This window comes from Acidimicrobiales bacterium, assembly GCA_041394265.1.
GTDB lineage: Bacteria > Actinomycetota > Acidimicrobiia > Acidimicrobiales > SZUA-35 > JBBQUN01.
On sequence record JAWKIO010000006.1, the window covers coordinates 213,484 to 232,688 of the forward strand.

At 67.3% G+C, this 19,205-nt stretch carries 16 protein-coding genes; 6 read left to right on the forward strand and 10 right to left on the reverse strand.

Annotated features, from left to right (window positions below):
• Positions 1 to 4 precede the first annotated feature (4 nt).
• From R2733_25320 to R2733_25330, 3 genes are all read right to left on the reverse strand, one after another.
• On the reverse strand, positions 5 to 1,060 hold the full coding sequence (locus tag R2733_25320) for a peptidoglycan DD-metalloendopeptidase family protein (GenBank protein MEZ5379840.1): 1,056 nt from the start codon (positions 1,058 to 1,060) through the stop codon (positions 5 to 7).
• A 93-nt stretch (positions 1,061 to 1,153) separates the two neighbouring features.
• Positions 1,154 to 2,212 carry a hemolysin family protein gene (locus R2733_25325; protein MEZ5379841.1) on the reverse strand — a complete coding sequence of 353 codons (1,059 nt, stop codon included), beginning with the start codon at positions 2,210 to 2,212 and terminating at the stop codon, positions 1,154 to 1,156.
• Complete coding sequence (locus R2733_25330) at positions 2,209 to 3,546, reverse strand: hemolysin family protein (GenBank protein ID MEZ5379842.1); 1,338 nt, start codon at positions 3,544 to 3,546, stop codon at positions 2,209 to 2,211. The genes R2733_25325 and R2733_25330 overlap by 4 nt, the downstream gene beginning before the upstream one ends.
• Before the next feature lie 30 nt (positions 3,547 to 3,576).
• Between R2733_25330 and R2733_25335 the strand changes: the two genes are divergently transcribed.
• Complete coding sequence (locus tag R2733_25335; protein MEZ5379843.1) at positions 3,577 to 4,452, forward strand: ATP-binding cassette domain-containing protein; 876 nt, start codon at positions 3,577 to 3,579, stop codon at positions 4,450 to 4,452.
• On the opposite strand, the gene R2733_25340 is transcribed toward R2733_25335, so the two are convergent.
• Positions 4,386 to 5,495: a M23 family metallopeptidase gene (locus R2733_25340; GenBank protein ID MEZ5379844.1), complete on the reverse strand. Its 1,110-nt coding sequence runs from the start codon at positions 5,493 to 5,495 to the stop codon at positions 4,386 to 4,388. The genes R2733_25335 and R2733_25340 overlap by 67 nt on opposite strands.
• Before the next feature lie 64 nt (positions 5,496 to 5,559).
• Here R2733_25340 and R2733_25345 point away from each other — a divergent pair, with 64 nt between their 5' ends.
• Positions 5,560 to 5,931: a hypothetical protein gene (locus R2733_25345; protein ID MEZ5379845.1), complete on the forward strand. Its 372-nt coding sequence runs from the start codon at positions 5,560 to 5,562 to the stop codon at positions 5,929 to 5,931.
• Positions 5,932 to 5,935: 4 nt separating this feature from the next.
• Here the strand turns inward: R2733_25345 and R2733_25350 are convergent, their stop codons facing one another.
• Entirely contained in the window at positions 5,936 to 6,694 is a 759-nt protein-coding gene (locus R2733_25350; protein MEZ5379846.1) for a biotin--[acetyl-CoA-carboxylase] ligase, read from the reverse strand.
• 31 nt (positions 6,695 to 6,725) lie between these two features.
• Here R2733_25350 and R2733_25355 point away from each other — a divergent pair, with 31 nt between their 5' ends.
• Positions 6,726 to 8,510 carry an acetyl-CoA carboxylase biotin carboxylase subunit gene (locus R2733_25355; protein MEZ5379847.1) on the forward strand — a complete coding sequence of 595 codons (1,785 nt, stop codon included), beginning with the start codon at positions 6,726 to 6,728 and terminating at the stop codon, positions 8,508 to 8,510.
• A 3-nt stretch (positions 8,511 to 8,513) separates the two neighbouring features.
• Here the strand turns inward: R2733_25355 and R2733_25360 are convergent, their stop codons facing one another.
• From R2733_25360 to R2733_25380, 5 genes are all read right to left on the reverse strand, one after another.
• Positions 8,514 to 8,945, reverse strand: a complete 432-nt coding sequence (locus tag R2733_25360; protein MEZ5379848.1) for a hypothetical protein — start codon at positions 8,943 to 8,945, stop codon at positions 8,514 to 8,516.
• Positions 8,942 to 10,639: a Na+/H+ antiporter gene (locus tag R2733_25365; GenBank protein ID MEZ5379849.1), complete on the reverse strand. Its 1,698-nt coding sequence runs from the start codon at positions 10,637 to 10,639 to the stop codon at positions 8,942 to 8,944. The genes R2733_25360 and R2733_25365 overlap by 4 nt, the downstream gene beginning before the upstream one ends.
• 300 nt (positions 10,640 to 10,939) lie before the next feature.
• Positions 10,940 to 12,340 carry an FAD-dependent oxidoreductase gene (locus tag R2733_25370; GenBank protein ID MEZ5379850.1) on the reverse strand — a complete coding sequence of 467 codons (1,401 nt, stop codon included), beginning with the start codon at positions 12,338 to 12,340 and terminating at the stop codon, positions 10,940 to 10,942.
• A gap of 15 nt (positions 12,341 to 12,355) precedes the next feature.
• A complete protein-coding gene (locus tag R2733_25375; GenBank protein ID MEZ5379851.1) occupies positions 12,356 to 13,735 on the reverse strand; it encodes an FAD-dependent oxidoreductase in 1,380 nt (459 codons plus the stop codon).
• A gap of 78 nt (positions 13,736 to 13,813) precedes the next feature.
• Positions 13,814 to 14,908 carry a glycosyltransferase family 1 protein gene (locus tag R2733_25380; protein ID MEZ5379852.1) on the reverse strand — a complete coding sequence of 365 codons (1,095 nt, stop codon included), beginning with the start codon at positions 14,906 to 14,908 and terminating at the stop codon, positions 13,814 to 13,816.
• Between the two features lie 65 nt (positions 14,909 to 14,973).
• Between R2733_25380 and scpA the strand changes: the two genes are divergently transcribed.
• Genes scpA through R2733_25395 form a run of 3 tightly spaced genes read left to right on the forward strand, consistent with a single transcriptional unit; the run spans position 14,974 to position 19,194 of the window.
• Positions 14,974 to 17,100, forward strand: coding sequence for a methylmalonyl-CoA mutase (scpA, locus tag R2733_25385; protein ID MEZ5379853.1), 2,127 nt, complete (start codon positions 14,974 to 14,976; stop codon positions 17,098 to 17,100).
• A gap of 21 nt (positions 17,101 to 17,121) precedes the next feature.
• Positions 17,122 to 18,075 carry a methylmalonyl Co-A mutase-associated GTPase MeaB gene (gene meaB, locus R2733_25390; protein MEZ5379854.1) on the forward strand — a complete coding sequence of 318 codons (954 nt, stop codon included), beginning with the start codon at positions 17,122 to 17,124 and terminating at the stop codon, positions 18,073 to 18,075.
• A 30-nt stretch (positions 18,076 to 18,105) separates the two neighbouring features.
• The gene (locus R2733_25395; protein ID MEZ5379855.1) at positions 18,106 to 19,194 is read left to right on the forward strand and encodes a UDP-N-acetylglucosamine 2-epimerase; all 1,089 of its coding nucleotides are present in this window, start codon (positions 18,106 to 18,108) and stop codon (positions 19,192 to 19,194) included.
• The last annotated feature ends 11 nt before the right edge of the window (positions 19,195 to 19,205 follow it).

Genomic DNA, 19,205 nt, shown 5'->3' on the forward strand with positions numbered 1-19,205 from the left:
ACCGTCAGCAGACGGCGGCGACGTAGGGGTACGGGTTCACCGCCGCCCCGCCACCGGGGTGGATCTCGAAGTGCAGGTGCGGGATCCCCCGAGCATTGCCGTCGTCGCCGACGTACCCGATGATGTCGCCGGCGTTGACCCGCCCCGAGGCGCCGTAGCCCGACAGGTGGGTGCCGTAGTAGTAGTTGCCGTCATCACCGTTGAGGTGGAACGATCGGCCACCGACCGAGTTGGAGCGGTGCTCGACGGTGCCACTGACCGGTGCGGCCACCGGGGTCCCGATCGAGGCCATCATGTCGACCCCCTTGTGTCGCCGGCCGCCTGATCGAGGGAATCCCCACGAGTCGATGAACGAATTGGCTCCGGCGACCGGACACGTCTTCAGCGTGCCGGTGCCGTTGGCAGGCACGCTCGTGGCACCGCCTCCTCCCCCACTGCCGCCGGACCCTCCCGATGCGGCTGCGGCTTGAGCGGCGGCCTTGGCCAATGCGGCCCGTCGGCGCTCCTCCTCGGCGAGGCGTTCCCGCTCGAGTTCTTCGAGCCTGGCCAGTTCGGCGCCGAGCTCTTCACGGGTGGCGAGCAGCGCCGCCACCTTGGCCTCGCTGGCCGTTGTGGCGTCGGCCAGTTCGGCCCTCGCGACCGCCAGGTCTTCGAACAGGCTTCGATAGCGCTCCATCGCCTCGGTGTCGGTCCCGATGGCCGCGTCGGTCAGCGTCGAGGCCCGGCGGGACGCGTTGAGGTCATCGGCAACGAGCATGGTCGGACCCTCGTCGGCCCGCATGAACTCGCTGATTGCCGAGTTGACGACGACATCGGCGAGTGCGCTCGACTCGAGGTCGAGCGTCCGGAATCGTGCGGCCGCCTCGTCGGTCGCAGCTTCGAGGTCGCTGAGTTCGGTCTCGGCGTCGCTCAGTTCCTGCGTGAGTTCCTGGACCCGCTGCCGGGTTTCGTCGAGTCCCGGAGTTCGTTGGGCTTCGGCTGGGACCGAGATCATCAGCAGCAACGCAGTCAGGGCGACGGCGAGGATCGATGCCAATCGGTGGCGAGACGGCGAGGGCACGAGGCGACACGCTAGCCGCTACCGCTCCCGATCACCATGGGGAGTGACCGACGGCCACTCTAAGCGTTTGCGACTTGACCAAGAGCGTCAGCGTCAGGCGTCGACGAGCGCCCGAATGATCTGCTCAACCGACACCACGCCCACGGGACCGCTGGGAGTCGAGACCACCGCAAGCTGGCGACGGAGTCGACGCATTGCCCGCAACACGTCGATCAAACTGCGGTCGGCGGACACCACCACCATCGGTCGGACCCGGTCGCCTGCCAGCGGTGCTGCACGTCGCTCCCGGGGAACGTCGAGCAGATCCTTGGCGTGGATGTAGCCGAGCAGCTGCACCTGGCCGCGTGCCGACGACAAGATGGGCAGGCGCGTCTGTCCGGTGCGGCGAACGACCTGTTCGACCTGGGCCGCCGTGGCACCGTCTCGGATCGTCGCCAGCTCGGACAGCGGTGTTGCCACGTCGGACACCGGACGTTGCGAGAAGTCGAGGGCACCCGACAACAAACCGGCGCTCTCGGCCTCGATGGCGCCGCCCTCGGACGAGGCGGCGACGATGGCGGCCAGCTCGGCGGCGCTGTGCGCCGAGACCAGCTCGTCGCGCGGCGTCACGCCGAGCGCTCGACACCCGAGGTTGGCGAGCGAGTTCAGCAACTTCACGGCCGGTCGGACAACGGCGAGATACCCCTGATACGGCAGGACGAGGAATCGCATGGTGGCGTCGGGCGCAGCGATGGCGACGTTCTTCGGCACCATCTCACCGATCACCAGGTGCAGGAACACCACGAATCCGAGGCCGACGGTGAACCCGATGACCCGCCCGACCTCTTCGGACACCACTGTGCCGAGGAGCGCTTCGATGATGTGCGCCACTGCCGGCTCACCGACGTAGCCCAAACCGAGGGAGGCCATGGTGATGCCGAGCTGAGCGCCGGCCAGCTGGGTCGACAGATCCGAGAAGGCCCGGACGGTCAGGCGAGCACTTCGAACGCCACGCTCGGCCGCAGACTCGAACGACGACCTCTTGGCGGCGATGAGTGCGAACTCGTAGGCGACGAACACGCCGTTGGCGAGAATGAGCAGTGCCGCCGCCACGAGCGACAGCGCGATCGAACCACCGCTCGCCGACGACTCCGATGCCATGAGCCAGATCATGCCGAACCTCGACTCGTCGTCCCCGAGGAGGCCGCAACGTCGTCACTTCCGTCGACGGGTGCCACCATCTCGATCGAGGCGATGCGCAGGCCGTCCATCGCGACGACCTCGAACTGCCACCCCTCCCAGAGCACGACCGTCCCCTCGGCCGGAATCGACCCCAGCCGATCGAGCAGGAAGCCGGCGATGGTTTCGTAGTCGCCATCGGGCATCCGGAACCCCGCGACCTCATCGACCTCGTCGGCGTGCAGCGTGCCGTCGATGATGAAGACACCGGTTCGGCTCACCCCGAGTGTGGTGACCTCGTCGTACTCGTCGTCGATGTCGCCCGTGATCTCCTCGAGCACGTCTTCGAGGGTGAGAATGCCTGCGGTACCACCGTGCTCGTCAACGACCACCAGCATCTGGGTCTCGTGACGACGGAAGTCGCCGAGAATGTCGACGAGGTCCCGGGTCTCCGGCACCACGTGCGCCTCGCCCATGATGTCCGACACCAGCGTGGTGTTGCGCCGATCGATCGGCAGGTCGAACACGGCGACCACGTCGACCACACCTCTGATGTCGTCGATGTCGCCGTCGCAGACCGGGTAGCGACTGTGACCGCTCGCATTGGTGTGCTCGATGAACTCACCGACGGTCGCCTCGAGGGGAAGCCAGTCGACGTGGACTCGTGGCGTCAGAGCATCGGCCGCCGTCTTGTCGCCGAAGCGAATGGTGCGGGTGAGGAGGCTCAACGCATCGGGTGCCAGCGTGCCGAGCGTGGCCGACGACTGGATGAGGTACTCGATCTCTTCGAGCGAGCGCATCGAGGACAGTTCCTCGGTCGGCTCGATACCCAACCGCCGCACGGTCCAGTTGGCCGCACCGTTGAAGGCGGTGATGATGGGGCTGAAGGCGCCGTGCACGATGCGGGCGGCCGGTGACAGCGCCTTCGACGTGGCCTCGGGTTTGGCCAAGGCCAGGTTCTTCGGAATCAGCTCGCCGGCCACCATCTGGAACACCGTGGCGATCGCCAGCGCAAGCAGCGCCGACACGGCCGAGCCGCTCGCCCCTCCGAGGGCCTTGACCGCCGGGTCGATCAGCTGACCGACCAGCGGCTCCGCCAGAAACCCGAGCACCAAGCTCGTCACCGTGATGCCGAGCTGGGCCCCCGAGAGATTGAACGAGATGCGGCGCAGCACGCCGAGCGTGATCCGGGCCGTCGCCGATCCCTCCTCGGCCTGGGTCTCGAGCTTGCTGCGGTCGGCAGCGATCAAGGCGAACTCGATCGCCACGAAGAAGCCGTTTGCCGCAACGAGAAGGAGAATCAGGATCAGACCGAGGGCAACGTTCATGACAGCGGTTCGAGACTAGCCTCTGGCGCTGTGAACTCGCCGACTCCATCCGATGAGCGCATCGCCGCCACCGCCACCGGCGTGCCGGCGATGGAGTTCATCGACGTTTCGGTCGTGATCGGCGGCAACACCATCATCGACCATCTCGACCTGGTGATCGGAGCGGACGACCACTGGGTGGTGCTCGGGCCCAACGGCGGCGGCAAGTCGACCCTCGTGCGTTTGGCGGCGCTGCAACAACACCCTTCGTCGGGCACGCTGCGTCTCCTCGGCCATGAATTGGGCCGCATCGACATCCGTCCGTTGCGGTCACGCATCGGGATCACCTCGGCCGGCTCGGCCGAGCGCATCCGGGGGGAACTCGAATGCGGCGTGGTCGTGATGTGCGGACGCGACGGGGTGTTCGAGCCGTGGTGGCACACCTACGGTCCCTCCGACGCCGAGCGCGCCAGCCGCCTTCTCGCCCAGGTCGGATTGGACGACTTCGACACTCGCCCGTTCGCCACGCTGTCATCGGGCGAACGACAACGGGCCTTGCTCGCGCGATCGTTGATGGCCGACCCCTCGATCCTGCTACTTGACGAGCCGACGTCCGGCCTCGATTTCGGCGGTCGAGAGCGCCTGGTCGAGGCCTTGCGCACCATCGCCGACGATCCCGACGGTCCCGCCACGATGCTCGTCGTGCACCACGCCGAAGACATCCCGCCCGGCACCACCCACGTGCTCGGACTCGGAGCGCACGGCGTGGTCGCCCAGGGACCGATCGAGTCGGTGCTCACCTCCGAGCTGATGAGTGAGCTCTATGGCCTCGACGTGACGCTCACACAGATTGGTGAGCGCTACTCGGCGTCGGCGAGACTCCGGGCGGCGATCTCGTCGTCCGACACCAGTTTCAGCAACGGGTAGGGGTTCACCGGGTCGCCGCCGTTGGGATGGATCTGCATGTGGAGGTGCGGCGGGGTGCCGACGGCGTTGCCGGTGTTGCCGACGTACCCGATCAGCTCGCCGACCTCCACGACCTGATTCTCGTGCAGCCCGGGTGCGAAGCCCGAGAGATGGGCGTAGTACCAGTCGGTCCCGCTCTCGCCCCGCAACCACAGGCGTAGACCGCCGAGGGTGCCGTTGCCGATACGGGTGACCACACCGCGTTCGGTGGCGACGAGCGGCGTGCCGGCAGCAGCGAAGATGTCGATGCCCTCGTGCCGGCGACCACCTGATCGGGGGAAGCCCCACGAGTTGATGAGCGGGACGCTGTAGGGCCAGGCGATCGGGAACGTGATGCCCGAGATGTAGACGCCGCTGCCGGCCTCGAACGCCTCGAGCTCGGCGGCCGCCTGCTCGAGTTCGGCTTGGGCGTCGGCCACGGAGTCTTCGGCGAGGCTCAGCGATCGGGCGATCATGCGGGTTCGGTCGATCACTCGCCGGGTTTCGACGGCGAGGGCCGAGCTGTCGGCCTCGTGCGCAGCGATCAGCGCTCGATCGGCTTCGAAGACGATGTCCACGACGCTCTGCTGCGCCTCATCCTCCGGCACCTGGCCGAAGTCCTCGACGTCGGAGATACCCACCTCGTCGCCGTCGACGAACGCGTTGAGTGCTCGCAGGCGGAGGCGTTCCTGGGCCGCTTCCAGAGCAATGAGCGTCGCCAGTGACGCTTCGTCGAGCAATTCGCGCTCACCGGCCAGGCGCTTCTGCTGCAGCCGGAAGGAGCGAACGGTGGCGACGAGCGTCGTCAATCGTTCGTCGGCGTCGTCGAACTTCTGACGGGCGGTGTCGATGTCACTGACGAGGGCAACCGCAGGGGTCCACTCCACGGCGTTGTCGAAGCGGTTCGGGGGCGGGATCGTGACCGTCACCACCGGTGGCGGGCCGTCGACTTCGTCCTCGGTCTGCCCGGGATCGACCTCGGGCGTCACTTCATCGAGGATGCCGTCGCCGTCGATGTCGAACAAGGGCGGGAGGCAGGGTGCTTCTTCGACTGGTGCGTTTGGATCCGTGGTGGTGGTGGTTGTTGTGGTGGGGCCTTCCGGCTCGGCACACACCGGCGGCGGCGTTGGCACGGACGACGAGGTCGACGAGGTCGGCGTGGTGGTCGTCGACGAACCACCATCTGCCGGTTGGGTCGTGGTCGTCGACGTCGGGGCGGGCGCAGCCGTCGTGCTCGTGGTGGAAGGGGGCACGGCGGTGGTCGTTGTCGAGGAGGCTGCCGGATCGTCCTCCTGGGCCGACACCGACGGGGTGGCCGTGGCGATCATCGCCAGCGCGACGACGAGCCCGGCCGCCGTTCTGCGGAGGGTGCGTCGCCTGGGTTGTCCGCCGTGCGCGGAGCAAGAGCTGACCGTGCGATTCATCTGCTGTGTTCATCGGCTGATCAGCACGCCGACATGAGGAATCAGCGCTGGTGATGTGCGTCACCGGCGAAGAGGGTTCGCCGCTCACCTTCCACCTCGAGCACGAGCCCACCGCTTGGATCGATGTCGACCGCAGTGCCCGTGACGACCCCCGCCGGCGTTTCGAGCGTCACGACCCGGCCGAGCGTGACACAACGGTCACGGTATTCCTCGATGATCGCCTCGGCACCCGCCCGATCCAGGAGGTCGAGCCAGTGGTCCAGCGCTCCGAGGATGGCTTCGAGAAGGACCGCTCGATCGACCGGCGCCGAGGCCGCCGAGACGAGGTCGATCGCCCGGTCGCGCACCTCGTTCGGGGGCCCGGTGACGAATGCCACATTGATGCCGCAACCGACGACGACGGCGAGTCCGTCGGCGGTCGTGACCGCCTCGGCGAGGATGCCGGCGAGCTTGCGCTCCGACCCGTCCGCGTCGACGACGAGAACGTCGTTCGGCCATTTCAACACGGCCGGCACCGAGCTCACCTTGCGGATGGCATCGACGACCGCCATCCCCATGACCAGGGGTAATACGCTCGTTCGGTCGGCTTCGGGGCGGAGCAACACCGAGAAGAGCAGGGACCGTCCGGGGTCGTCGAGCCAGGTTCTGCCTTGGCGTCCACGCCCTGCGGTTTGGTGGTCGGTGACCAGTACCGAACCGGCCGGTCGACCCTCGGTTGCGGCGTCGAGGAGGTCACGATTGGTCGAGCCGGTCTCCTCGATCCAGCGAATCTCGGAAAATCGTTGGCTGGTTACTTTCATTGACCTACCCATCTCGGCTAACCATACGGGCGTGCTGTCCTCACCCACGTTCAATCCGCCGTTCACCAAGGTCCTCATCGCCAACCGCGGCGAGATCGCCGTTCGAGTCATCCGGGCCTGTCAGGAGCTCGGGATCGGCACGGTTGCCGTCTATTCCGAGCTCGATCGTGAGGCGCTGCACGTGCGTCTCGCCGACGAGGCGTACGCCCTCGGTGGCCAGACGGCGGCCGAGTCCTACCTGAACACCGAGGCCATCCTCGACGCCATCGAGCGTTCGGGTGCCGAGGCAGTGCATCCCGGCTACGGCTTCTTCTCCGAGAATGCCGACTTCGCCCGAGCCATCACCGAGCGGGGCGTGGTCTTCATCGGCCCGCCGCCCGAGGCCATCGAGGTCATGGGTGACAAGATCAGCGCCCGTGAGGCTGCCGAGAAGGTCGGCGTCCACGGTGTTCCCGGCGTCACCGAGTTCCTCACCGGACCCGACGAGATCACGGCGTTCGGCGACCAGCACGGCTACCCCGTCGCCATCAAGGCCGCCTTCGGCGGCGGTGGTCGCGGCATGAAGGTCGTTGCGTCGGCCGCCGAGGCCGCCGACGCCCTCGAGTCGGCCCAGCGTGAGGCCTTGGCCTATTTCGGTCGCGACGAGTGCTACATCGAGCGCTACCTGACCAAGCCCCGCCACATCGAGATCCAGGTCATCTGCGACTCCCATGGCAACGGCCTCTACCTCGGGCAGCGTGACTGTTCGGCCCAGCGCCGCCATCAGAAGCTCGTCGAGGAAGCTCCGGCGTTCGACCTGCCGCCCGAGATCGCGAAGGCCATGGGCGAAGACGCCGTCAAGGTCGCCCTCGGCTGCAACTACACCAATGCCGGCACCGTCGAGTTCCTCTACGAGGACGGCGGCTACCACTACCTCGAGATGAACACCCGCCTCCAGGTCGAGCACCCCGTCACCGAGCTCATCACCGGGCTCGACCTCGTCGCCCTCCAGCTCCACGTCGCCGGCGGGGGCGAGTTGCCGTTCACGCAGGACGAGATCGAACTGCACGGCCACGCCATCGAGATCCGCGTCAACGCCGAAGACCCGGCGGGCGGCAAGTTCCTCCCCTCCCCCGGACCGCTCACCAAGTTGCGCGTCCCCTCCGGCTTCGGTGTCCGCTGGGACGGCGGCTACGAAGCCGGCGACGAGATCAGCCAGTACTACGACAACCTCGTCGGCAAGCTGATCTGCTGGGGCTCGACCCGAGAGGTCGCGATCGCCCGCACGCTGCGTGCGCTGCGTGAGTTCGAGATCGAGGGTGTTGCCACCACGATTCCGGCCGACATCGCCATCCTCGAGCATCCCGACTTCGCCGCCGGCACCCACTCCACCAAGTGGGTTGAAGAAGTCCTCGACCTCACCGGTGTCGGCGGAGCAACGGCCCCCACCACCGACGGCGAAGACGCCGAGCCGAAGATCCGACGCGACGTCGATGTCGAGGTCAATGGCAAGAAGTTCTCGGTGGCCATGTGGGTGCCGGAGTCGGCCATGGCGGCAGCGCCGGCAGCTGGGGCGAAGAAGCCGCGCCGCAAGGCCTCCGGCGGGGCCGGTGGCGGTTCGGGCTCGGGCGACGTGACCGTGCCGATGCAGGGCACGATCGTCAAGGTCGTGGCCGAGGTCGGCCAGACCGTCGAGGTCGGCGACACCATCGTGGTCCTCGAGGCCATGAAGATGGAGAACAACGTCGCAGCCGAGAAGGCAGGCACCGTCACCGAGATCCGCGTCGCCGCCGGTGACTCGGTCGGTGGCGGCGACATCGTCGCCAAAATCGAATAGCAGCTACTCGGCTCCGGGGACGAGGAGTTCCACACGGGCGCCGGTGGCGGTGGCCAACGCGTCGAGGAGGCCGTCGGTGCTGCGGCCGTCGTGGGATACCAGCGGTGCGCCAACGAACACCTCGTCGATGGCGGCGGCCTCGACAGTCGCACGGACCTCGGCATCGATGTCGCCTCGGCGCACCACCACCCGAGTCACCAGGTCGACCAGGCCGGTCTGGCGGCGGGCCAGTTCCATCTGGGCCTCGAGCAACCAGCGGAGTTCGTCGGTGACGAGGTCGAACATGGTGTCGTCGAGATCGGCGAAGCTCGCCGAATCCAAGATGGCGAGGTAGACGAGCGCTCGGTCGGCGTCGTCGGCGCGCTGCATCGCCATGCGCAGGCTCGCCGGCCGCCCGGCCCCACCCCAGGAGACGTACAGCATCTCGTCGCTCATCGCTCGTCTCCGTCGATTCGTTCAGCGACCACGAGCTGCTCCTCGGGAAGCGCGTCGGACTCCCACCGTTCCTCGATCAGATCGAGCGCCGCCAGCCGGTTGTTGGTGGCGACGCTGAGTGCGTCGGCCACCTGCTGCTCGACCAGGCCGGTGCGCACCACGTCGGACAGCGCCCCCAGTTCTGCCACCAATGCGTCGCGGCGGGCCTGGAGCAGCATCGCGACCTCGAGCTCGGGATGCTCACGAAGGTGGCTGCGCAGCTTGCGACCCTCATCGTTGACCTGGCGCTGATACGTCACCGCCAGTGCGTCGGCGAGTTCTTCGAAGAGCACGCCCTGTGAGCCGAGTCGGTTCATCTCGGCCTGGCCGGCTCGGGCCATCATGATCCGGGCCTGTCGGTGCTGCTGGACCAGCTCGTTGTCGGCCCGCCCTGCCAACCCGAGGCGCTGGATCAGCGGACCCATCGTGGTGCCCTGGATCAGCAGTGTGAAGACGACCACACCGAAGGTCATCACCTGGAGCGACTCGACGATGTCGGGATCGATCGAGGTCTCGGTCAGCAGCAGCGCGAGCGCCAGCGAGATGGCGCCTCGCAAACCGCCCCAGAACATCACGTGCTGGAACGGCAACGGGATGCGACGCTTCGGTTCGAGTGTGTTGCCGATCGCCGTCAGTCCGTAGACGACGACCAGGCGCACGGCGAGCACCGTGAGGACGGCGAGCACCACCTCGCCGGCGTGGTCGACCAGACTCGACAGGCTCACGGTCAAGCCGATGAACAGGAACACCAGCGAGTTCACTAGAAAGGTGAGCAGCTCCCAGGAGTGTTCGAGCGTCTGCCGGGTGTTCGGCGAGGTGTTCTTGAGGCCGAGCGAGCCGACCGTGAGTCCGGCGGCGACGACGGCGAGGATGCCCGAGAAGTGGAAGCTGCGACCGACGATCTCGCCGGCGCTCTCGGCGACGAGATAGGCACCGTAGGCGAGCGCCATCGTGGTAGTGGTTTCGATCAAGCCGTCATCGACCCGGGCCAGGATGATCTCCGAGACGATGTAGCCGAGGACCAGTCCGACGGCGAGACCACCGGCCGACACCACCACGAAGTCGCTGAACGCCCCGCCCAGCGAGAAGGCTTCGCCCTCGGCGGCGCTGAGCGCGAGCCCGAAGGCCACCACCGCAACGGCGTCGTTGAACAACGACTCCCCCTCGACGAGGACGGACAGTCGTTTGGGCGTGCCGAGGGCCTTGAAGAAGGCGATCACGGCGACCGGGTCGGTCGCAGAGATCAGCGCGCCGAACGCAAAGGCGGCAGCCCACGGGATATCGAGCGCCGCGTGGACGACGGCGCCGACGGCCAGCGTGCCGATGAGGGTCCCGACGATGGCCGAGGCCAGGACGGGTCGCATGTCGGCTCGGAGCTTCCGCCACGGAAGGTGCAGGGTCGCTTCGAACAGCAGCGGCGGCACGAGGAGACCAAGAATCAGATCGGGTGACACTTCGACCTCGACCAGATCACCGAGCAACGTCGCACCGAACCCGGCGATCACCAGGGCCACCGTGAACGGGAACCGCAGCCGGCTGGCGAGCACCGCAACACCGGCGGCAATGGCGAGCAGGATCACGGCGGCCTGCTCCAATCGGAGCAGATTGCTCGCCGTTTCGTGGCCAGCCTCGGCGGCCATCATCGCAACATCCATCGAAGCACCCTAGTCAGGCCGCCCTGGCTCCGTCGTGGCCCCCACCGGCTCGTCTCGACCGACAACTCCTCTACGACGACGCCATGCGCGGCACCCTGCCGTCACAGATCCCCGAAGCCCGGTCTGCGAAACCCGGTCTGCGGAGCCCGTCACGCTGCGGAGGGACGGAGCAGCCCCGAGCGCGAGGCCCGGATGGGCGAAGCCCGGTCTGCGGAGCAGACCAAAGCAGTAGAGCAGCCCCGAGCGGATGAACCAGATGGGCGAAGCCCGGTCTGCGGAGCAGACCAAAGCAGTAGAGCCCTAACTGTCGAAGCCGAGGCCGATGCGGTCGAGGGAGCGGAGCCAGAGGTTGCGTTCGCCGGTGCGATCTTCTTTGTCGAGTGACCAGCGGGTCATCTGGATCCCGGCCCAGCGGAGAGGCTCGGGTGGGAACGGCAGCGGCTTCTTGTTCACGAAGTCGAGCCCGACAATGGGGCTGTCGCGCTTGTCGAGCAAGTCGAGCATCGCTCGGGCGCCGAAGCGGGTAGCGGAGGCTCCGAGCCCGGTGTAGCCCATGGCGTACACCACCTTGTTGCCCATCGCCCGGCCCCAGAAGACGGTGAAACGGGTGCTGGTGTCGATCGCTCCGCCCCAGACGTGGCTGAAGTGCAACCCCTCGAGCTGAGGGAAGGTCTCGAAGAAGTGCTTCGACAGCAGGGCAAAGGTCTCGGGCCGCTGCTCGAGCTGGGGGTCGACCTTGTTGTTGAAGTAGTAGACCGCGTCGTAGCCACCCCAGATGATCCGGTTGTCGTAGGTGAGGCGGTAGTAGTGGAACTGGTTGGTCGAGTCCGACAGGCCCTGGCGTCCCGCCCAGCCGATGGAGTCGAGCTGCTCGGCGGTGAGCGGCTCGGTGGCGAGGACATAGTCGTAGACCGGCACCATGTAGTGGCGCATCTGACGCAGCAGCGGCGGGAAGGCGTTGGTGCCGAGCGCAACCTTTGCCGCTCGTACCGAGCCGTAGCCGGCCCGAAGCTCGACCGCATGGTCGCGCTCGATGAGCTCGGTGACGTTCGTGTCTTCGAAGATGCGGACGCCGGCGTCGAGCGCGACCTGCTTCATCCCGAAGACGAGCCGGGCCGGGTCGCACACCGCAGCGCGCTTCTTGCGGACGAGTCCGCCGTGGTAGGTCGGCGAGTGGACCTCGGCCTGCATCCGCTCGGCGTCGAGCAGCTCGATGTCTTGGCCGAGCGCTTCGAGGTGCATGGCCTGCTCGGCCAGGTCAGGCATGTGTTCGGAGCGGGTGGCGACGTCGATGACCCCGTTGCGTTCCCAGTCGCAGTCGATCTGGTGTTTGGCGACGAAGCGCTCGATCTCGTTCAGGTTGTCGAGCCCGAGCTTCTCGAGCAGTGGCAGCTCGGGGGCGAACTTCGACAAACCTTGGGACACGCCGTGGGTGAGGCTCGATTCGAAGAAACCGCCGTTGCGGCCCGAGGCGCCGCTGCCGCAGCGTCCGCCTTCGAGCAGAACCACATCTCGGTTGGGGTCGCGTTCCTTGGCCAGCAGGGCGGTCCACAACCCCGTGTAGCCGCCGCCGACGACACACAGATCGGCGGTTTCGGCCTCGACAAGGGTGTCGGTGGCATCGGGTTCGTCGGGATCATCGAGCCAGTAGCAACCGGGTTCGGCACCGGCGAGGGCGAGCAGGTGGGGTTCACCGGACATGTCTTCGCTCCTGCGTCACTCGGCCGCCTCGCCGAGCACTTCGGCCAGTGCCGGGTGGACGAAGAGCGACTCCACGAGATCGGAGACCTTGAGTCCGGCGGTGACGGCCAGCGCCAGCACCGAGATCAGTTCGGCGGCGTGGCGTCCGACGATCGATCCACCGAGGACGACACCGGTGGCCGGATCGGACACGATCTTCACGAAGCCTCGTGAGTCGTTGTTGATCAGGGCCTTGGCCGAGACCGAGAACGGCACCTTGGTGACCCGAATCTTTCGGCCCTCGGCAAAGGCGTCGGCCTCGGCGAGACCGACATCGGCGATCTCCGGATCGGTGAAGATCGCCGAGGCCGCCTTCTCGTAGTCGAGGTGGCGGTGGGGTCCGGCGTGGAGGCCCATGGCGTGCTCGGCGATCTTGCGTCCTTGCATCGATGCAACCGACGACAGCGGCAGCTTGCCCGACACGTCACCCGCCGCGTAGATGTGCGGCACGCTCGAGCGGAGGTTGTGGTCGACCTTGACGTAGCCCCATTCGGTCTCGACACCGGCCGCTTCGAGCCCGAGATCTTCGGTGTTCGGGATCGAGCCGATGGCGAGGAGTGCGTGGGACCCCTCGGCGATGCGGCCGTCGTCGCAATAGATCGACACTCGGCCGTCGGCCACCTCGGCTCGCTCGGCGCGAGCACCCATGAACAGTCGCACGCCTCGGTCGAGGAAGCTCTGCTCGAGCACCGCCGCCACTTCGGGATCCTTGTTGGGCAACACCTGCTGGCGGCTGACGATGAGCGTGACCTTCGAGCCGAACGAGTTGAACATGTGGACGAACTCCACACCGGTGACACCGGAGCCGATCACGATCAGGTGCTCGGGCAGTTCGGGTGGCGGATAGGCGTGACGGGTGGTGAGCAGGCGCTCTCCGTCGATCGCTGCCCAGTCGGGAATACGAGGTCGGGATCCGGTGGAGATGAGGATGACGTCGGCTTCGAGCACGGTGGTCGACCCGTCGGCGAGGGTGGCCTCGACGTGGTGGTCGTCGACCAGTCGACCGGTGCCATTGATGAGCCGCACGTTCTGGCTCTCGAGCAGGCTCGACACCGAGGACTCGAGCCGGGTGGTGATGGTGCCGATCCGGGTGCGGAGCGCATCGAAGTCGAGCTCGACGTCGACTCGGGCGAGGCCCATCTTCGCCGCCTCCGACATCATCGACATGGCACCCCCGGTGGCGATCATCGCCTTCGACGGGATGCAGTCGAGCAGGTGGGCGGCACCGCCGACGATGTCCTTCTCGATCAGGGTGACATCGGCGCCGAAGCGAGCGGCATAGGTGGCGCAGTTCGTTCCACCGGGACCACCGCCGATGATGACGAAGCGTTTCCTGGTTCCCTGCGTTCCGTGCATGTCGGTGGACTCTACTCGCCCGCCGACGGTCCACCCGGGACTCCTCCCGAGCCCACGACAGCCGTAGTGCCCCTGCGGCTACGGCGACGAGAGCCGGCGGTAGAGGTCGACGAGCGCGTCGACCGCAGCGGGCCAGGTGTAGTGCTCGACCCGGGCCGCGCCGGCGGCGAGCAGGCGGAGCCGCTCGTTGTCGTCGGTCAGCACCCGGTCGATGGCGTCGGCCAGGGCGGATGCCTCGCCGGAGGGGACCAGCAGGGCCCCGTCGGCCATGACCTCGGGGATGGAGCCCACCGCCGTGGCGACGACGGGAACTCCCGACGCCGCGGCTTCGAGCGGCGGTAGACCGAAGCCCTCGTAGATCGACGGGTACACGAACACCGACGCGCCGGCGAGTAGGTCGGCCTTGGTGTTCTCCGAGACGTAACCGAGCCGAATCACCTCGTTCGCAACACCGCTCTCGGCCAGCGCCTTCTCGTAGGCCTCGGTGCCCCAACCGTCACCCCCGGCCACGACCAGGCGAAGATCGGGGTGTCGGGCGCGAAGTTCGGCGAATGCCCGGAGCAGCGTGGGGTGGTCCTTGCGGGGCTCGATCGTGCCGAGCGCCAAGAGGTACGGGTGGCCACCGCTCGCTTCGAGCCCGGCCGAGGCATCTCCCGAACTCGGCGGCACCATGCCGTTGCTGATTGTGTGCACGCGCTCGGCCGGGATCGGCAGGTAGTGCAACGCCTCCTCGGCGACGGTGTTGGACACGGCGTGGATGTGGGCGCCGCGACGGATGGCTTCGTCGACGAGCCGGGGGAAGCTGTGGGTGGCGCCCCCGACCAACTCGGGAAATCGCCAGGCGGTGAAGTCATGGATCGTCAATAGTTCGGCGCCACCACCGGCCGGCGGCACCACGTAGTTCGGTCCGTGTACGACGTCGTAGCCCCGAACGCTCGGCCTCGACGCGTAGCGCCACGCCCAGTGGTAGGCCTGCGCCGGCAGCGGTAGACGACGCAACGGTGCTCCCGGTGGCAGGTGAGACCCGAGGTCGGCGCCAGCCCGTCGGGAGATCAGCAGCACCGTGAGATCGATGTCGTCGTTGGCGGCCAGTCCCTTGGTGAGTTCGTCGACCACCGCCCCGACGCCAGACCTCGACCCGACCAACGAGGTTCCGTCGAGGGCGATGCGCATCGGGCGATCCTAGGACCCCAGTCCCCCATTCGTTTGTTCGCTGTCCAGGCAATACCATCGACGCCGTGACGAGCCATGCGAATGACCGGACCGAATGGGAGAAGGCCGCCGAGGCCGAGATGCGAGGGAAGCCGGTTGCCGATCTCACGGTGACCACCCCCGAGGGCATCGAGATCCAGCCCCTCTACACGAGCGACGACGTCGCCGGGCTTTCCCACCTCGACAGCCTTCCGGGGTTCGAGCCTTATGTCCGCGGCCCCCGGGCCACGATGTACACCAACCGGCCCTGGACCATCCGCCAGTACGCCGGCTTCTCGACCGCCGAGGAATCCAACGCCTTCTACCGGCGCAACCTCGAAGCCGGCCAGATGGGCCTGTCGGTCGCCTTCGATCTCGCCACCCATCGCGGCTACGACTCCGACCATCCACGCGTGGTCGGCGACGTCGGCAAGGCCGGTGTGGCGATCGACTCGGTCGAAGACGCGAAGATCCTCTTCGATGGCATCCCGCTCGACAAGATGAGCGTGTCGATGACCATGAACGGCGCCGTCCTGCCGATTTTGGCCTGCTACATCGTGGCCGGCGAGGAGCAGGGTGTCGCCACCGAACAGCTCTCGGGGACCATCCAGAACGACATCCTCAAGGAGTTCATGGTCCGCAACACCTACATCTACCCGCCGGTGCCGTCGATGCGGATCGTGGCCGACATCATCGAGTACACGGCGCAGAAGATGCCCCGGTTCAATTCGATCTCGATCTCGGGCTACCACATGCAGGAGGCAGGTGCGACCGCCGATCTCGAGCTGGCGTTCACCCTCGCCGACGGGATCGAGTACGTACGGGCGGCGCTGGCCAAGGGCCTCGATGTCGACGCGTTCGCCGGTCGCCTCAGCTTCTTCTTCGCCATCGGCATGGACTTCTTCATGGAGGTTGCCAAGCTGCGGGCCGCCCGCCTGCTGTGGTCCGAACTCATGGCCCAGTTCGAGCCGAAGGACGCCAAGTCCTCGATGCTGCGCACCCACTGTCAGACCTCGGGTGTGTCGCTCACCGAGCAGGACCCGTACAACAACGTGGTGCGCACCGCCGTCGAGGCAATGGCTGCCGTGCTCGGCGGCACCCAGAGCCTCCACACCAACTCCTTCGACGAAGCACTCGGGCTACCCACCGAGTTCAGCGCCCGCATCGCCCGCAACACCCAGCTGATCCTGGCCGAGGAAACCGGGATCACCCGCACGGTCGATCCGCTCGCCGGTAGCTACTACGTCGAGAAGCTCACCGCCGACCTCGCCGATCGTGCCCGCGCCATCCTCGCCGAAGTCGAAGAGCTCGGCGGCATGACCGCCGCCATCGACTCCGGCATGCCGAAGCTCCGCATCGAGGCGGCCGCCGCCCGCCGTCAGGCCCGGGTCGACCGGGGCGAAGACGTCGTGGTCGGTGTCAACAAGTACCGCCCCGAGCATCCCGATCAGGTCGACGTGCTCGATATCGACAACACCGCCGTCCGTGAGTCGCAGATCGCCCGACTCGAGCAGGTCCGCTCGAGCCGTGATCAGGCGGCCTGCGACGCTGCGCTCGAAGCGCTCACCGCCGCCGCGTCCGGCGATGGCAACCTGCTCGCCGCCTGTGTCGACGCCGCCCGCGCTCGGGCCACCGTCGGCGAGATGTCCGACGCCATGGAGGCGGTCTTCGGTCGACACCAGGCCGAGACCCGTACCATTGCCGGTGTGTACGGAGCGGCCTACGAGGGTGACGACGAGTTCAACTCGGTGGTCGCCGCCGTCGAGGCCTTCGCCGAGTCCGCCGGGCGCCGGCCCCGCATGCTCGTGGCGAAGATGGGCCAGGACGGACACGACCGAGGGGCCAAGGTCATCGCTACCGCCTTCGCCGACCTTGGCTTCGACGTCGACGTCGGCCCGCTGTTCCAGACCCCGGCCGAGGTGGCCCGCGATGCCGTCGACAACGACGTGCACATCGTCGGCGTGTCGTCGCAGGCTGCGGGGCACAAGACCCTCGTTCCCCAGCTGATCGATGAGCTCCGCGCCAACGGCGCCGGCGACGTCGTCGTGGTGTGTGGTGGCGTGATCCCGCCGCAGGACTACCAGATGCTGCGCGACGCCGGGGTCGGCGCCATCTTCGGGCCGGGCACCAACATCTGCTCGGCCGCACACGAGGTCCTCGGCCTCCTGGGCTGACGACCGGCTAGCCCGACCACCTTGAGCGAACTCGCCGAACTCGTCGTCGCCGGTCAGCGTCGTGCGCTGGCGCGCGCCATCACCCTCGTCGAGTCGACCAACGACGATCATCGCCGAGACGCCGAGGCCTTGCTCGACGAGCTGCTGCCCCACACCGGCGGGGCCTGGCGGATCGGCATCTCGGGAACTCCCGGCGTCGGCAAGTCCACCTTCATCGAGGCCTTCGGACTCCACCTCGTGTCGCAGGGCCACCGCGTTGCGGTCCTCGCCGTCGATCCCACGTCGGCTCGCACCGGCGGCTCGATCCTTGGCGACAAGACCCGAATGTCGGAACTCAATCGACAGCCGAACGCCTACATCCGCCCGTCGCCCGCTGGCGGCTCCCTCGGAGGAATCACCCGCAAGACTCGCGAAGCCGTGCTGCTGTGCGAGGCGGCGGGCTATGACGTGGTGCTGGTCGAGACCGTCGGTGTCGGCCAATCCGAGATCGCCGTCGCCGACGTCACCGATCTGTTCCTGCTGCTGCTGGCACCCGGGGGTGGCGATGACCTCCAGGGCATCAAGCGCGGTGTGATGGAGCTGGCCGACCTGGTGGTGATCAACAAGGCCGACGGCAGGAACGAAGCGTTGGCCAGGCATACCGCTGCCGACTACCGCCAGGCCCTCCACATGGTCCGCTCGAAGTGGCCGGGACATCCGACCGACGTGGTGATGTGCTCGGCATTGCACGGCACCGGTGTACCCGAGATCTGGACCGCCCTGACTGATCTCCACGAGCGCCTCGCCGACGACGGCCACATCGATCGCTTGCGCAGCGAGCAAGCGGTGAAGGCATTCTGGGCCGAGGTCCAGGAGCGGCTGATCGATCAGCTCCTGCGTACCAGCGCCGGGTCCGGGGCTGCGGAGACGCTCGAGGCAGAGGTCTCGGCAGGCAGACGGAACGCGTCATCGGCAGCGCGCTCGCTCATTCCGTAGTCGACCGGCTCACCGGTACGGTGGCAGCCAATGAGCAAGCACATGATCCAGGTGTTCATCGGCACCAAGGCCCAGTACATCAAGACGGCGCCTCTCCTTCGGCTGATGGACGAGCGCGGCGTCGACTACACCCTCATCGACTCGGGTCAACACGCCGACATCGCCAGGACCATGCGCCAGGAGCTCGGCGTCCGTGAGCCGGACGTCATCATCGCCGACGATGGCGACATCTCGACGATTCCGGATGCGATTCGTTGGGCGGCCAGACTGAGTACCCGCCTCGTCCGGGCCAGCAAGCTTCGTGACGAGGTCTTTGGCGGCGCCGGCGGCATTTGCGTGGTGCACGGCGACACCCCGTCGACACTGCTGTCGGCACTCATGGCCTGGCGTGCCGGGCTCCGGGTCGCTCACATGGAGGCCGGGCTGCGGTCGCGCAATCTGCTCCACCCTTTCCCCGAGGAACTGATCCGGATCTTCGTGATGCGGTTCGCCGACATCTGCTTCGCTCCGACACCCGACGCGGTCGAGAATCTGCTCAGCACTCGGCACCGGGGCGAGATCATCGCCCTCGACGGCAACACGTCGATCGAGGCGGTCAGCCATGCGACGGCCACCGGGGACACCGTCACCAGCGGTCCGGCGGTCGTCACGATGCATCGCGTCGAGAACCTTCGGAACGCCAAGCGGGTCGAGGGCTGGTTGTCTGCCGTCGAGAAGGTGGCCGACCGCTATGACGTGCGCTTCGTGATGCACGAGCCGACCCGCAAGGTGCTCGAGCCCATCGGTGGCCTCGACCGGCTCCGTAAGGCGGGAGTCGAGGTCTCACCGCTCATCAGCCACACCGAGTTCGTCGGGCTGCTCAGCGCAGCGCCGTTGGCGATCATCGACGGAGGCTCGATCCAGGAAGAGTGTGGCTACCTCGGACTGCCCACCCTGTTGTGGCGGGACCACACCGAGCGTGAGCATGGCATCGGCAGGAACGTCGTGTTGTCACACTTCGACCAAGACGTTGTCGACCGCTTCCTCGACGAACTCGAAGAACTCCGACAGCCGGCGCAGCTGCCCGATGTCACGCCGAGCGTGCAGATCCTCGACGAGCTCCTCGCTCGATTGGGTTGAACCTCCCGAAG